Below are 14,562 nucleotides of genomic sequence, written 5' to 3'. Positions count from 1 at the left end.
AGCTCCAATTTAATTACGAAATTTGTTTCTATGCCCATTATAAAAAGCACATATCGTCCTCCGGTACTATTCAAAAATTACCATATTTCTACAATCTACGCTTCGGTTTTAAGAAAAGTTTCTCCGGTGGCTCAAAGCAGGGAAAGGCTTGAGCTCGAAGACGGAGATTTTTTGGATCTGGACTGGAGCTATTCCACTTCGGTGAAATCGGGGAACGTACTTATCCTCCTCCATGGACTTGAAGGCAACGCCCAGCGTCCCTATATGCTTGGAATGGCACGATATTTTAACCAGAAAGGGTGGGATGTTGCTGCTATAAATTTCCGGGGATGTAGTGGCGAGATCAACCGCCTGTACAGGTCTTATAATGCTGGTGCCAGTGAGGATTTAGTAAAGGTAGTTTCACATATTCTTTCAAAAGACAGGTATGAAAACCTCGCATTAAATGGATTTAGCCTTGGGGGAAATTTAATGCTGAAGTACGTTGGAGAAGGCAATAAGCTTCCTTTCCAATTGAAAGCGGCGGTTGCCATTTCTACTCCCTGCGACCTTCATTTGTCGTTAAAAAAACTGGAAGAATCCCGAAACAGAATCTACTCCGGAAGATTTGTAAAAAAGCTCAAAACACAGTTATATAATCGCAAAGCCCATTTCCCAGATGACCTGGAAAAACATCAGATAGCATCCTGCAACAGTTTATTTGCTATTGACGAACTCTACACCAGCCGCGCACACGGATATAAAAACGCATTGGATTATTATGAGAAAAGCAGTTCCCTTCAGTTTCTAAAGAAAATCTCAATTCCAACCTTACTAATAAATGCAAAAAATGATGGATTTCTATCCAAAAACTCTTCTCCAATAGAGATCGCACAATCCAATCCTAACTTTCATCTTGAAATGCCTGAATATGGCGGGCATGTAGGCTTTATTCAAAAGAAAGAACAAACCTATGCAGAAGAACGTTCCCTGGAATTTATAACTTCCTTTTCCGGATGAAATGGATCCTTTCAAGGCAGGATCAGTTTAGGCAGGGTTTCACTAAATTGATTACCTTTGCACAATCTTTTAAAAATCGAACATGATTCAATCAATGACGGGGTTTGGAAAAAGTCTTTTACAGCTCCCATCCAAGAAAATAACGGTAGAAATAAAATCCTTAAACAGCAAAAGCCTTGACCTCAATGCCCGCATTCCCGGACAGTACAGGGAAAAAGAATTGCAGTTACGCACCCTCATTGCAAATTCTCTAACCCGTGGAAAAGTGGACTTTTCCTTACACGTAGAAGTTACCGGAGAAGAAACTACTGCGGCAATCAATCCCGCGGTGGTTAAAAATTACATCAGGCAGTTAAAAGAGATCGTAGACGGAGATGAAACCGAATTATTGAAAATGGCGGTTAGAATGCCTGATGCTCTTAAGACTGAACGTGATGAAATTGATGAAATCGAATTTGAAGGAATTGAAGAAGCGGTTTCTGAAGCATTATTGGAAATAAACAAATTTAGAACCGATGAAGGTCTTGCACTGGAAAAGGACCTGCAATTTAGAGTCACGAGCATAGAAAAACTTTTAGAAGAGATCATCACTATGGATCCGGACAGAATAGAAGGAGTTCGGGATCGCCTTAAAAAAGGAGTGGCAGATCTCAAGGAAAAGGTTGACGAGAACCGGTTTGAGCAGGAACTTGTTTTTTACATTGAAAAATTCGATATCACTGAAGAAAAAGTACGCCTTGACAATCACTTATCTTACTTTAAGGAAGCTTTAAATTCTCAAGATTCCAACGGAAAAAAACTCGCTTTCATCTCTCAGGAAATGGGCAGGGAAATAAATACCATTGGGAGTAAATCCAATTATGCTCCTATGCAGCAGCTGGTAGTCCAAATGAAAGATGAACTTGAAAAAATAAAAGAACAACTTTTAAACGTGCTTTAATGAAAACCGGAAAACTTATTGTTTTTTCGGCTCCTTCGGGATCTGGAAAAACTACTATTGTTAGACACCTGCTTTCTCAACCGGAACTGAAACTTGATTTTTCTATCTCCGCAGCTTCCCGGGAACCAAGACCTGAAGAAGTTGATGGAAAAGATTACTATTTTCTCTCTTTGGAAGATTTTAAAAGCAAGATAAAAAACGATGAATTCCTGGAATGGGAAGAAGTTTATCGTGATAATTTTTACGGCACTCTTAAATCTGAAGTTAAACGAATCTGGGAATCAGGTAAAAATGTGATTTTTGATATTGATGTTGTAGGAGGTTTGGATATAAAGCATATTTATCCCGAAGAAACCTTAGCTGTATTTGTTAAGCCGCCAAGTATTGAAGAATTGAAGATCCGTTTAAAAAAGCGAAAAACCGAGTCGGAAGATAAGATCAACATGCGAGTTGCAAAGGCCTCTATCGAACTCGCAACCGCTCCTCAGTTTGACTTTATAATAGAGAATAAACACTTGCAAACGGCACTAAATGAAGCCTACGAGCTAGTATCGAAATATGTGGGTGCAGATAAAAAGTAGGAATGAAAAAGAAGGTTGGTCTATATTTTGGAACTTTTAATCCCATTCATATAGGGCATATAATTATTGCCAATTATATGGTTGAATTTTCAAATCTGGACGAAGTTTGGCTGGTAGTTACTCCTCACAACCCTTTTAAGAAAAAAAGCAGCTTGCTCGATAACCATCACCGACTGGAAATGGTTTATAAGGCTTGTGAAGATTACGAGAGATTAAAACCCTGTGATGTAGAATTCAAACTTCCGCAACCCAATTATACCGCCGTCACACTCGCTAAACTGGAAGAGGATCATCCCGATGTTATTTTTTCCCTTATCATGGGGGAGGATAATTTAAAAAGTTTTCATAAATGGAAAAATTACGAGGTCATTCTTGAAAGACATTCTATTTATGTATATCCCAGGATCTCTAAAGGTGCGATGGAAAATCAATTTAAAGATCATCCAAAAATCACAAGAATAGATGCTCCGGTAATAGAGATCTCTTCTACCTTTATAAGGAATGCGATTAAAGATGGGAAAAATATTACGGCGATGTTACCCGTAAAGGTTTGGGAATATATAGAATTGATGAATTTCTATAAATAAAAAAGACTGTTTAAAAATCCTTTTGAATATTCTTGGTGGTTAAAAGATCCTACTTTTTTCATGGTGGAACAATAAACCTTGCACTTCGACTGCGCTCAATGTAATACTCTCAATTCTTATAAACAGTCCTCTTTTACTTTTCTATTCCTTTAAAGCTGGAATTCGCAATACCTGACCCGGATAGATCTTATCGGGATCTGTAAGCATTGGTTTGTTTGCTTCAAAAATTATTTGATATTTATTTGCGGAACCATAATGTTCCTTTGCAATTTTACTTAATGAGTCCCCTCGTTCCACCGTGTGGAAAACCGCTTCAGGTTCCTTATTATCAACCACCATATTATCCTCTACCTGTGCAATCCCCTCCACATTTCCAACCACTAAAATCACTTTTTCACGTGTGGTTTGATCTATTGCTTTTCCGGATATCCGGGCCAGTTCATTTTTTATTGTAATCTTAAGATTTTCAACCTTGAGGTTTAAATCTCGTATGGTTTCTTCAAGTTTACTTGCAGCCTTTTCATTTTCAATTTCTTCTGAATGCTCCTGCTCTCCGGAAACCTTAACGGAATTTTCTCTGGAATTTTTATCGGCACCAAAAATTTTTGCTCCTGCGCTCTTAATAAATTTGAATAGACCCATGATTTTTCTTTCACTTATTTGTTTAATCAAGATACGAATTCTCTTGAAAACTGAAATATTTTTAACTTATAAAATTTTGTTAGAATAAAATCAATGGCCCGGAACAAAGGCACGAGTTATGTCTAAGGAAAAAAAATTCAGCACTTCGACGAAATCCTACCCCAGCGAGATGTACGGGGTTAAACAGAAAAACAGCACCAGGTATTTAAAGACCCGATGCTGTTTTTCAACCAAAATAACCAACCAAAAAACTAATATAATTTAGTTCCAGAAAAAGCAACTTTGCTCTTCCTATACTGTAAACGCAGAAAAGAGATATCAATTGTAAATTCCCCAAGAAAAGAAGGAATAATTCACTTCCTATAAATTTATGTATTTTTGCCGTAATAAAATAAACTATGGAAAACTCTCCGAAATTTGGTGTCATTGGTGGCGGAAGCTGGGCGACTGCTATTGTAAAAATGCTTAGTGAAAATCTGGATGAAATAAACTGGTATATGCGCAGCAAAACTGCAATAGAACATATAAGGACCCAAGACCACAACCCCAATTACCTTAGTTCTGTAGAATTTGATGTAAAACAACTTAGGTTAAGCAATGATATTAATGAGGTGGTAAAAAATTCAGATTATTTGATATTTGCCATCCCCTCTGCATTTGTGAAGGCAGAACTGGATAAGTTGGTTATTCCGCTAAAAGACAAGGTTATATTTTCTGCCATTAAAGGGATCGTTCCTGAAACAAGCCTCATAGTTGGGGAACATTTTAATAAGGAATATGGCGTTCTGGATGAAAATTTCGGGGTGATCACAGGCCCTTGTCATGCAGAAGAAGTAGCCCTGGAAAGACTTTCTTATTTAACCATTGCGTGCCAGGATGAGAAAAAAGCCACAATTATGGCCAATCATCTTCAAAGCGATTACATTACCTGTAAGACCAGCGATGATGTAACCGGAACCGAATATGCGGCGATGTTGAAAAATATTTACGCTATTGCAGCCGGAATTGCTCACGGACTTGGATATGGCGATAATTTCCAGAGTGTATTGATGAGCAATGCCATTAGGGAAATGAAAAAATTCATCAAGCAAGTGCATAAAATGAAACGGAACATCAATGATTCTGCCTATTTAGGGGATTTGCTGGTAACAGGATATTCTGTTTTTAGCCGCAACCGAATGTTTGGGAACATGATAGGGAAAGGCTACACCGTAAAAAGCGCTCAAATGGAAATGAGTATGATTGCCGAAGGTTATTATGCCACAGAAAGCGCCTATAAGATTAACCAGAAGAAAGCTGCAAAAACGCCTATTATCGATGCTGTTTATAGCATTCTTTATGAAGGTAAAAATCCTAAAAAAGTCTTCAACAAATTAGCTGAAAAACTAGACTGACCAATTTTCAGCATAAACACCCTCAAATCTAATTTCAACTGCGGTTTTTTAACTGCTTTTTTCAGAAGTAAATGAATAACTCTGTTCTTAAAGGCAGCCTTCTTGTTGCACTGGGAGCTTCCAGTTATGGAATGCTCACAACCTTCGTTAAAATGGCGTATGCTGAAGGTTACACATCCTACGAAATCACCTTTTCACAAATGATCCTTGGTTTATTCGGACTCATTATTATAAACTTACTATTTGTAAAAGGAAAGAAAAAAGCGCCCACAGAGCCTAAATTAAAGAGTATCCTAAAACTGATGGCGGCAGGGACTTCTTTAGGCCTTACCAGTATTTTTTATTATATTTCTGTTCGCTATATCCCTGTTTCAATTGGGATCGTGATGCTTATGCAAAGTGTATGGCTAGGGGTTGTCCTGGAGGCCATTATAGCCCGGAAAAAACCTGGCAGAAATAAAATTATCGCGGTTATCGCCATTCTTGTGGGAACAGTTCTTTCCACCAATATATTCCTTGACTCCATTCAACTGGACTGGCGGGGAATTGCCTGGGGGCTTCTGGCTGCGATTTCCTACACCGTTACTATTTACTCCTCTAATACGGTTGCCAATCAACTTCACTCTTTAAGGCGAAGTTTATGGATGATGCTGGGCGGAACGGTTATAGTAAGTATTATTTCTGCTCCATTTTTGCTGGAACAATTTAACCTGCAAATCTTTCAGAAATGGGGATTGATCTTGGCTCTTTTTGGTACAATTCTCCCTCCTATATTATTCACCAAAGGAATGCCAAAAATAAATGTGGGACTTGGCGCTATTATCTCTTCAATAGAATTACCGGTAGCGGTGTTAATGGCCTATATTTTATTAAGCGAAGTGATTAATCTCCAACAATGGATAGGAATAATAATCATTCTTATCGCAGTGGTGGTGATGAATGTACCCCGATTCAACAGAAATTTAGAATAGAGCGCCACCTTACTATTGGTTTTATGGAATACCTTAAAAAGCACTTCTTCTTCGCTATTTGCAAAGGATTCCCGGGGTTTTAATTATTGGCAATTCCACCAATCCGGATTCCTTAATTGAATTTTCAGAAAAAACAAAGGTCCTTTCATACATTTTCCCATCGGCAAAATAGGTTACTGCGAATTCATTGGTAAGCTGTAATAGCTCCTCCTGTAGAAATTCGATTTTAGCAAAGGATTTTGCCGCAAGTACTTTTACAGAATGCCGCATGGTAGCCGTCTTTATTTCTTTATCGAAGCCCTTGCTAACTATCAAGACCATTTCAATTGCAATATCCCGGTCATTTATTAAATAGGCATTCCACTCCATCGTTTGAAATTCTTCACTTTTTTCCCTCGCTACGCCCATGTATATTCCTGCAGACTTCGGTATTTTAATGTCTTTTTTCAAAATTGATTCAGTTTACTTATACGTTTATTTCAAATTAGACAAAAACGCAGCCACAAATATAATGTTTGCTAAAGCAATTGTAAGGATCAATTCAGCTATTAATATGAAACCTACAGAAGCTATTTAAAACCACTGAATTTTGTTACTTTAAGCAAAACACCTCCTTAAAAGCTTTAAGATTGATTCCTGAATAATTATCTTGCTAAGGTTAATAAAGGCATTCAGAAAAATGGATAAAAGAACACTCCCCGATTTAAAAACATACGAATTTGAAGAATTTGCATTTAAAGAATTAATGCAAAACAGGATTAATAAGGTTCTTATTGTATGTTCTAACTATGATTATTACATGCTCGAGGAGGATGGGAGAATAGATGAACGTATTTTTAATGAATATACAGCATTAAACCTTAGGTATCCTCCAAGTTTTACGCACGCCAATTCTGCCAAGAGGGCAATAAGCACCATGCAATCTGATAAAATAGACCTGGTAATAACCTGGCTTGATATTGGAAATGCACAGGCTTTTGAAACTTCAAAGCAAATAAAAGAAGCTTTCCCATCCATCCCAATTGCTGCTCTTAGCCTTTATTCTGCTGAATTGAGAAAAAAAATTCTGAGTGAAAACACCGGGATTATCGATCTGATTTTTCATTGGAACGGGAATGTTGATATTTTTCTGGCAATTATCAAACTTACTGAAGATAGGATGAATGCGGAAAAAGACATCAATGAGATTGGTGTGAAAGCGATTTTACTGGTAGAAGATTCCCTGAAATTTTATTCAAGGTATTTACCAATTATTTATAAGATCATTTTAAAACAAACGCACTCCTTTATGTCTGAAGGATTGAATGAGCATCGCACTATGATGCTCATGAGAGGACGTCCAAAAATTTTACTGGCAACAAATTACGAAGAAGGACTTTCGCTTTTCGAAAAATATAAACACAACCTTTTAGGAGTTATTTCTGATGTAAATTATTTTAAAGACGGTAAAAGGGATCCAAATGCGGGATTCGAGTTCCTTAAATACGTACGAAGCCTGAAACGCTATTTTCCATTTCTAATTCAATCTTCCGATAAAAACAACGAGAAAATAACCCTGGAGCTAAAAGGAAAGTTTTTATATAAACATTCTGAAGTACTGGGAGAGGAAATTAAAAACTATATCAATAAATACTTTTCATTTGGTGATTTTGAGTTTTGGGATCCTGTTCAAATGAAAGTTTTGGCAACGGTAAAAGATTTGAATAATTTTCAAAGAGCGCTCAATAACGTAAGTTTAGAATCTATACAATACCACGCAAAGCGAAGTGAATATTCTAAATGGCTAAGATCCAGGGCACTTTTCCCATTGGCTAATTTATTTAGCACTGTAGAATATGAGGATTTTGACGATATAGAACAAATCCGGGAATTTTTAATAAACTCCATTAAAAAATACCGTTTATATAGGTCAAGAGGAGTTATTGCAAAATTTGACAAAGATAAATACGATGAGTATTTGGGATTTGCGCGAATAGGAGAAGGTTCCCTGGGAGGAAAAGGCCTTGGGCTGGCATTTATTGATTCCTTTTTAAAACGTCATAAATTGTTCAATAAATACAAAGATATCTCCATCTCAATACCTCGTACAGTGGTTTTAAGCACGGAAGTATTTGACGAATTTATGGAAAAACATAAGCTTATACGCTTTGTTGCACAATGCGATAATGATGATACAATTTTGAACGAATTTATTTCAAAACCACTACCCAACTGGGTTCTGGAAGATATAAAATCCTTTTTAAATGTAGCAAAAACACCTATCGCAGTTCGTTCTTCCAGTGTATTGGAAGATTCGCATTATATTCCGTTTGCCGGGGTATTTGCAACCTATATGATTCCAAATTCCTCAAAGGAGAAAATGTTGCACATGATCTCCAATGCAATTAAATCGGTGATGGCTTCAGCCTTTTTTGAACAGAGCAAAATTTACTTAAAAGCATCTTCCCATAGTATTGAAGAGGATAAAATGGCGGTTATTTTACAAGAGGTCACCGGGAAACAATATGATGATGTGTACTACCCTAATATTTCAGGAGTAGCGCGTTCCATAAATTTTTATCCCCTTGGGAGTGAATTGCCCAATGAGGGAATTGCTAATATAGCATTGGGATTGGGGGAAATTATTGTTGGCGGAGGACAAACCCTTAGATTTTCCCCTTATCATCCTAAAAAAATTCTCCAGCTATCTTCTCCAGAATCCACCAAACGGGAGACTCAACAAGATTTCTATGGGCTGGATATGGATCCGGAAAGCTATCAGGTCTCCACCAGTGAAGCTATAAATAAGAAAAAGATAAGCATAAGAAATGCCGAAAAACATGGCTCTTTAAAATTTGTTGCTTCAACCTACGATATTCAAAACAACACCATTAGGCCCGGAGTTCTGCAAGATGGTATCCGGGTTATAACCTTTGATAATGTGTTGAAATACAACAACTTTCCATTAGCAGAAATTCTAAAGGAATTGTTACGAATTGGGCAACGGGAAATGCGAAATCCAATAGAAATTGAATTTGCCGTAAAGCTTGATGTTCCTTCAGGTCATCCAAAGGAATTTAGTTTTTTACAAATAAGACCTATTGTTGAAAGCATTGAAACAATGAACAAAATTCCAGAGAATTTTGATGTTAAGGACACTATAGTTTATTCCGAGTCTGCCCTTGGAAATGGAAACTATGGAAATATTCAGGATCTTGTCTATGTAAAACCCGAAACCTTCAACTCCGCAAATACCCGGAAAATAGCAGCTGCAGTGGAACGTATAAACAAAAAATTCAGCAAACTGGATGAGCACTATATTTTAATAGGCCCCGGAAGATGGGGCTCCAGCGATCCGTGGTTGGGTATTCCCGTTATTTGGCCACAAATAGCATCGGCTAAAATTATTATTGAAGCTGGTCTAAATGATTATAGAATTGAACCCAGCCAGGGAACTCATTTTTTTCAAAACCTAACCTCATTTAAAATTGGTTATTTAACCATAAATCCATTTATAGATGATGGATATTTTGATCTATCGTACTTAAATGAACAAGTTGCGGAATATGAAGATGAGTATTTAAGGCATATTCGTTTTAAAGAACCTTTAAATATAATTATTGACGGGAAAAACAGTAAAGCCATAATTTTCAAGGAAGGACATAAAACAGAAAATTCTAATAAACCCGGAGTTTCCATCGAAGAGCTCCCTCCTGAAGGATTTATGTAGAGAAGTCTAAAAATTCGAATAAAAATTATCAAAGAATCTGAAAGCTCAAAATGTAAGATAAAGGAAGAACTATCCAGAAATTTGAAGATATCCCACCCAAACGCAACGGGCGGAGATCGGGGAATTAAACCCAATTTTGCGATTAAAAACTGAGGGGTTTTTAAATAAAAATACGGTTTAATATGTGTAATTTTGCTCCCAAATAATAAACTGAAGAATATATCCTCTAATAATTTTAAATACGTTTAAATCATACTATTATGAATGTAAAAGACATATTAAATAACCTGGAAACCAAACACCCCGGAGAAAAAGAGTATTTACAGGCCGTTCACGAAGTGTTGGAATCTATTCAAACCATTTATGATGAAAATCCTCAATACGAAGCAGCAAAAATAATTGAACGACTTGTTGAACCAGATCGCATTTTGACCTTTAGAATTTCCTGGGTAGATGATGAAGGAGAGGTTCAGATAAATTTAGGTCACAGGGTACAATTTAACAATGCAATTGGCCCCTACAAAGGAGGAATTCGCTTGCATCCAAGCGTGAATTTAAGTATTCTTAAATTTTTAGGATTTGAGCAAACATTTAAAAATGCCTTAACAACCTTACCAATGGGTGGCGCAAAAGGAGGATCAGATTTTAACCCGAAGGGAAAATCCGATGCAGAAATCATGCGTTTTTGTCAGGCCTTTATGTGGGAATTATGGCGTGTTATTGGCCCTAATCAAGATGTTCCGGCAGGAGATATTGGAACAGGAGGTAGAGAAATTGGTTTTATGTACGGAATGTATAAAAAACTACAATTTGAAAATACCGGTGTTTTTACGGGTAAAGGTTTAAATTGGGGAGGAAGTCTTATAAGACCTGAAGCTACAGGTTTTGGAGCAACTTATTTCACAAAGGAAATGCTGGAAACCAAAAACGATTCCTTTATAGGCAAAACGGTTTCTGTCTCAGGATTTGGCAATGTAGCCTGGGGTGTGGCTTTAAAAGTTACAGAACTTGGAGGGAAAGTAGTTACCCTCTCTGGTCCAGATGGATATATCCATGACGAGAGCGGCTTAAATGCTGAAAAAATAGCCTACCTCTTATCGCTAAGAGCATCTAACAACGATATAGTTTCTCCCTACGTTACAGAATTCCCGGAAGCCAAATTTATTGCCGGTAAGAGACCCTGGGAGGTTGCGGTGGATATTGCAATGCCAAGTGCAATTCAAAATGAATTGGATGGGGAGGATGCTAAAATATTAATTGCTAATGGCGTAAAATATATTGTGGAAGTATCCAATATGGGGTGCACACCAGAAGCGGTTGAACTGTTTCATCAACACAAATTGCCATTTGCTCCTGGTAAAGCCGCAAATGCAGGAGGTGTAGGAGTTTCCGGGTTGGAAATGTCCCAAAATGCCATGAAAATAAACTGGACTACCGAAGAGGTGGATGCCAAATTAAATCAAATTATGTCTTCAATTCACACAGTTTGCTCCAAATACGGAACAGACGAGGATGGATATATTAATTATGTAAAAGGGGCGAATATTGCAGGCTTTATAAAAGTTGCCGATGCAATGTTAGATCAAGGTGTTTTATAGGTTTAAAAGCAATTTTATGTCCTCCCTGAGAAACCTTTCAGGTTAAATAAGCAAGAATTTTTATTAATTCCCGGGGGAAATATTCCCGGGAATTTTATTTTTATATGATTTGATATTGGAGGTATTTTAAACCGGATGTTAAAATAGAAAAAGACGAGTGATATCTGAAGATATTGCAATGATTCATGCTGTTCTCAATGAGAGACCCATCATAACAATTCTAATTTTTCAGCAAACTCAATTTCAATTAATCCAGCTTGTCCTTTACTTTCTTAAACAAATAACCCAGAAAGAAGATGACCACCAGGAACAGAATAGCGCCTACAAAAAATTCAATAACCTGAAATACCAGTGTAAGTACTGCTATCCCAGCTAAAATAATAACCGCTAAAATAATAATTCCAATCTTTTTCATATAGTTGATTTAAATTGTTCAAGAAACCTAATATCATTTTCATAAAACATCCTGATGTCTCCAATTTGGTAGAGAAGCATCGCAATACGTTCTATTCCCATTCCGAAAGCGAATCCGCTATATTCGGTGGGGTCTATTCCACAATTTTTAAGCACATTTGGATCTACCATTCCACAACCCATTATTTCCAGCCAGCCGGTTCCTTTGGTGATGCGGTAATCGGTTTCTGTCTCCAGTCCCCAGTAGATATCCACTTCAGCACTAGGCTCTGTAAATGGAAAATAAGAAGGTCTAAGCCTGATCCTGGATTTCCCAAACATCTGCTTTGTAAAATAGAGTAAGGTTTGTTTTAAATCGGCAAAGGAAACATCCTTATCGATATACAGCCCTTCCACCTGGTGAAAGATACAATGAGATCGTGCCGAAATAGCTTCATTTCGAAAAACACGCCCGGGTGAAATCGTGCGTATGGGAGGTTGATTATTTTCCATATACCTTACCTGTACAGAGGAGGTATGTGTCCTTAATAAAATATCGGGATCTGTCTGAATAAAAAAGGTATCCTGCATATCCCTTGCCGGGTGATATTCCGGAAGGTTCAATGCTGTAAAATTATGCCAGTCGTCTTCAATTTCAGGTCCTTCAGAAACATTGAACCCTATATTTGAAAAGATCTCTATAATTTGATTTTTTACGATGGAAATAGGATGCCTGGATCCAATCTCAACCGGTTCTGAAGGGCGGGAAAGGTCTCCATAAACTCCATTTTCTTCCTGGGCACCTTCAAAAGCATCTTTTAACAACGCAACTTTTTCCTGAGCGGTGGTTTTTAAAGTATTTATTGCCTGACCGAATTCCTTTTTCTCATCATTCGGAACATTTTTAAATTCAGCAAAAAACTGATTCAAAAATCCCTTTTTTCCGAGGTATTTGATCCTGAAAGCTTCAACTTCTTCCTTATTTGAAGCCTGAAAACCCGCCACTATTGCAATATGCTCCTTTATCTTATCAATCATGAATTCATTTCTTTAAACGGCAAATTTACTAAAAATGTACTTTTACCCTGCAATTTAAAAATCTTATTGAATATATCCGGTTTCCAGGAAATACTGTACAATGGCGTCTTTCATCAACACCGATTGTTCTCCTGCTTTTAAACTGGGCAGAACTTCCAGCACCTTATAATGAGGCCAACCCTCTTCATCTACGAAATCAAATTCATAATACCCATAAGGTGCCAACAAACGGCATATCGCTATGTGCATAAGATCTAATTTTTGATCTTTTTTGAATTTTTCATGAGGTCTTCCAAGTTCCTGCACTCCAATAAGGTAAATTATCGCATCCAAATCCAGCATATCTCCATCTGCAAATTGATTGGAAATCCTTGTTTGTAATTGTGTCCACCGTTCTTTTAATTGTTCGTCTCTTGCCATTGGGCAAAGATACGTATCTTAGAAGATGTAATTGCTATCCTTAAAACATGAATATAATTGATATAATTCTTGCCATCATCCTGCTTTATGGATTGGTGCGGGGATTTTTTAGAGGTTTTTTTGCTGAACTTGCTTCGTTGGTGGCATTTGTAGCCGGAATATACGTTGCTGTCTATTTCTCTCATATTTTAAGCGATTACCTTATAGATAAAGTCTCCTGGAACATTCAGTTTGTTAATTTAATAGCATTCGCAATCACATTTGTCCTCATTGTTTTTTTGATTTCCCTTGCGGGAAAATTTATAACCGGTTTAATGAATTTTGCTGCCCTGGGAATTATAAATAAGCTGGCAGGTGCGGGATTTGGATTGATAAAACTCGCCTTTATTATAAGCGTAGTCATTATGTTTTTTGGTGAAACAAACGAAGATATAAATATTGTAGAGCAGGAAACCATCGAAAGTTCCATATTATTTCCGCACGTACAATCCATTGCGCCTATTTTATTGCCAACCATTATTCGGGAAGCAAAAGAGATAAATATTCTTGAAGAAGATTTTGAGGTATAAAAAAAGGACCGCTTTTAAAACCGGTCCCTTGGCTCCTAAATCAAACAAATTTAGGGAAATATAAATCTTAACTTAGAAATTAAGTTGGTATACATCATCCAGTTCAGAATCATTGCTTATGTTGACACCCAGATCCTTAATAATCCCGGAATCTATTCCATAAACCCAACCATGAAGGCTAAGCTCCTGGTTTTTATTCCACGCTCCCTGCACAATGGAGGTTTTGGCAAGATCGAAAACCTGTTCTGTAACATTTAATTCTACAAATCGGTTGAAGCGTTGAGTCTGGTCTTCAATAGCATCCAGTTCTGTTTTATGTAACCTGTAAACGTCTTTAATGTGACGAATCCAGTTATCTATCAAACCAATAGATTGGTTTGTCATGGCCGCATTTACGCCACCACATCCGTAATGCCCGCAAACAATTACGTGTTTCACCTTTAATGCATTCACAGCATAATCCAGCACGCTCAACATGTTCATATCAGAATGGACAACCATGTTCGCTATATTCCTGTGGACAAAAACTTCTCCCGGTTCTGCTCCAATTATTTCATTTGCAGGAACCCTGCTATCTGCACAGCCTATCCATAATAAAGGAGGCTGTTGTCCTTTGGAAAGTTTATCAAAATAATCCGGATTGAGGTCCAGTTTACTCTTTACCCAATTTTTATTATTCTCTAAAAGATTTTTATAAAAAGTACTCATAGTATTCTATTTT

15 protein-coding genes are annotated in these 14,562 nt (G+C 37.1%); 9 read left to right on the top strand and 6 right to left on the bottom strand.

Annotated features, from left to right (window positions below):
- Nucleotides 1-30: 30 nt before the first annotated feature.
- The 4 genes from GILLI_RS10715 to nadD all read left to right on the top strand — a co-directional run bounded on the left by GILLI_RS10715 (nucleotide 31) and on the right by nadD (nucleotide 3,107).
- Nucleotides 31-999, top strand: coding sequence for a YheT family hydrolase (locus GILLI_RS10715; protein ID WP_040506589.1), 969 nt, complete (start codon nucleotides 31-33; stop codon nucleotides 997-999).
- Nucleotides 1,000-1,081: 82 nt separating this feature from the next.
- Nucleotides 1,082-1,939 (top strand): YicC/YloC family endoribonuclease, encoded by an 858-nt coding sequence (locus GILLI_RS10710; RefSeq protein WP_006989136.1) that lies wholly within the window; start codon nucleotides 1,082-1,084, stop codon nucleotides 1,937-1,939.
- Nucleotides 1,939-2,520 carry a guanylate kinase gene (gmk, locus tag GILLI_RS10705; RefSeq protein ID WP_006989135.1) on the top strand — a complete coding sequence of 194 codons (582 nt, stop codon included), beginning with the start codon at nucleotides 1,939-1,941 and terminating at the stop codon, nucleotides 2,518-2,520. The genes GILLI_RS10710 and gmk overlap by 1 nt, the downstream gene beginning before the upstream one ends.
- A gap of 2 nt (nucleotides 2,521-2,522) precedes the next feature.
- Nucleotides 2,523-3,107, top strand: a complete 585-nt coding sequence (nadD, locus tag GILLI_RS10700; RefSeq protein ID WP_006989134.1) for a nicotinate (nicotinamide) nucleotide adenylyltransferase — start codon at nucleotides 2,523-2,525, stop codon at nucleotides 3,105-3,107.
- A 141-nt stretch (nucleotides 3,108-3,248) separates the two neighbouring features.
- Here the strand turns inward: nadD and lysM are convergent, their stop codons facing one another.
- On the bottom strand, nucleotides 3,249-3,749 hold the full coding sequence (gene lysM, locus GILLI_RS10695; protein ID WP_006989133.1) for a peptidoglycan-binding protein LysM: 501 nt from the start codon (nucleotides 3,747-3,749) through the stop codon (nucleotides 3,249-3,251).
- Between the two features lie 398 nt (nucleotides 3,750-4,147).
- Between lysM and GILLI_RS10690 the strand changes: the two genes are divergently transcribed.
- Together GILLI_RS10690 and GILLI_RS10685 are read left to right on the top strand one after the other, a co-directional pair.
- Complete coding sequence (locus GILLI_RS10690) at nucleotides 4,148-5,143, top strand: NAD(P)H-dependent glycerol-3-phosphate dehydrogenase (protein ID WP_006989132.1); 996 nt, start codon at nucleotides 4,148-4,150, stop codon at nucleotides 5,141-5,143.
- Nucleotides 5,144-5,214: 71 nt separating this feature from the next.
- On the top strand, nucleotides 5,215-6,114 hold the full coding sequence (locus GILLI_RS10685; RefSeq protein ID WP_006989131.1) for an EamA family transporter: 900 nt from the start codon (nucleotides 5,215-5,217) through the stop codon (nucleotides 6,112-6,114).
- Nucleotides 6,115-6,168: 54 nt separating this feature from the next.
- Here GILLI_RS10685 and GILLI_RS10680 read toward each other — a convergent pair whose 3' ends face one another.
- Entirely contained in the window at nucleotides 6,169-6,564 is a 396-nt protein-coding gene (locus GILLI_RS10680; protein WP_006989130.1) for a hypothetical protein, read from the bottom strand.
- Nucleotides 6,565-6,793: 229 nt separating this feature from the next.
- Between GILLI_RS10680 and GILLI_RS10675 the strand changes: the two genes are divergently transcribed.
- Both GILLI_RS10675 and gdhA read left to right on the top strand, forming a co-directional pair.
- Complete coding sequence (locus tag GILLI_RS10675) at nucleotides 6,794-9,823, top strand: PEP/pyruvate-binding domain-containing protein (RefSeq protein WP_006989129.1); 3,030 nt, start codon at nucleotides 6,794-6,796, stop codon at nucleotides 9,821-9,823.
- A 260-nt stretch (nucleotides 9,824-10,083) separates the two neighbouring features.
- Nucleotides 10,084-11,421, top strand: a complete 1,338-nt coding sequence (gene gdhA / locus GILLI_RS10670; RefSeq protein WP_006989128.1) for an NADP-specific glutamate dehydrogenase — start codon at nucleotides 10,084-10,086, stop codon at nucleotides 11,419-11,421.
- A gap of 247 nt (nucleotides 11,422-11,668) precedes the next feature.
- On the opposite strand, the gene GILLI_RS18420 is transcribed toward gdhA, so the two are convergent.
- From GILLI_RS18420 to GILLI_RS10660, 3 genes are all read right to left on the bottom strand, one after another.
- The gene (locus GILLI_RS18420; protein WP_006989127.1) at nucleotides 11,669-11,836 is read right to left on the bottom strand and encodes a hypothetical protein; all 168 of its coding nucleotides are present in this window, start codon (nucleotides 11,834-11,836) and stop codon (nucleotides 11,669-11,671) included.
- Nucleotides 11,833-12,852 (bottom strand): phenylalanine--tRNA ligase subunit alpha, encoded by a 1,020-nt coding sequence (pheS, locus tag GILLI_RS10665; protein ID WP_006989126.1) that lies wholly within the window; start codon nucleotides 12,850-12,852, stop codon nucleotides 11,833-11,835. The genes GILLI_RS18420 and pheS overlap by 4 nt, the downstream gene beginning before the upstream one ends.
- A 63-nt stretch (nucleotides 12,853-12,915) precedes the next feature.
- Entirely contained in the window at nucleotides 12,916-13,272 is a 357-nt protein-coding gene (locus GILLI_RS10660) for a hypothetical protein (RefSeq protein ID WP_006989125.1), read from the bottom strand.
- A 47-nt stretch (nucleotides 13,273-13,319) separates the two neighbouring features.
- Between GILLI_RS10660 and GILLI_RS10655 the strand changes: the two genes are divergently transcribed.
- Nucleotides 13,320-13,841 (top strand): CvpA family protein, encoded by a 522-nt coding sequence (locus GILLI_RS10655; RefSeq protein WP_006989124.1) that lies wholly within the window; start codon nucleotides 13,320-13,322, stop codon nucleotides 13,839-13,841.
- A 72-nt stretch (nucleotides 13,842-13,913) separates the two neighbouring features.
- Here the strand turns inward: GILLI_RS10655 and can are convergent, their stop codons facing one another.
- Complete coding sequence (gene can / locus GILLI_RS10650; RefSeq protein ID WP_006989123.1) at nucleotides 13,914-14,549, bottom strand: carbonate dehydratase; 636 nt, start codon at nucleotides 14,547-14,549, stop codon at nucleotides 13,914-13,916.
- Nucleotides 14,550-14,562: the final 13 nt, after the last annotated feature.

It is taken from the genome of Gillisia limnaea DSM 15749 (assembly GCF_000243235.1).
Lineage (GTDB): Bacteria > Bacteroidota > Bacteroidia > Flavobacteriales > Flavobacteriaceae > Gillisia > Gillisia limnaea.
Note: the sequence above shows the minus strand (reverse complement) of the source record. Positions and strands in the feature narration are given on the sequence as shown.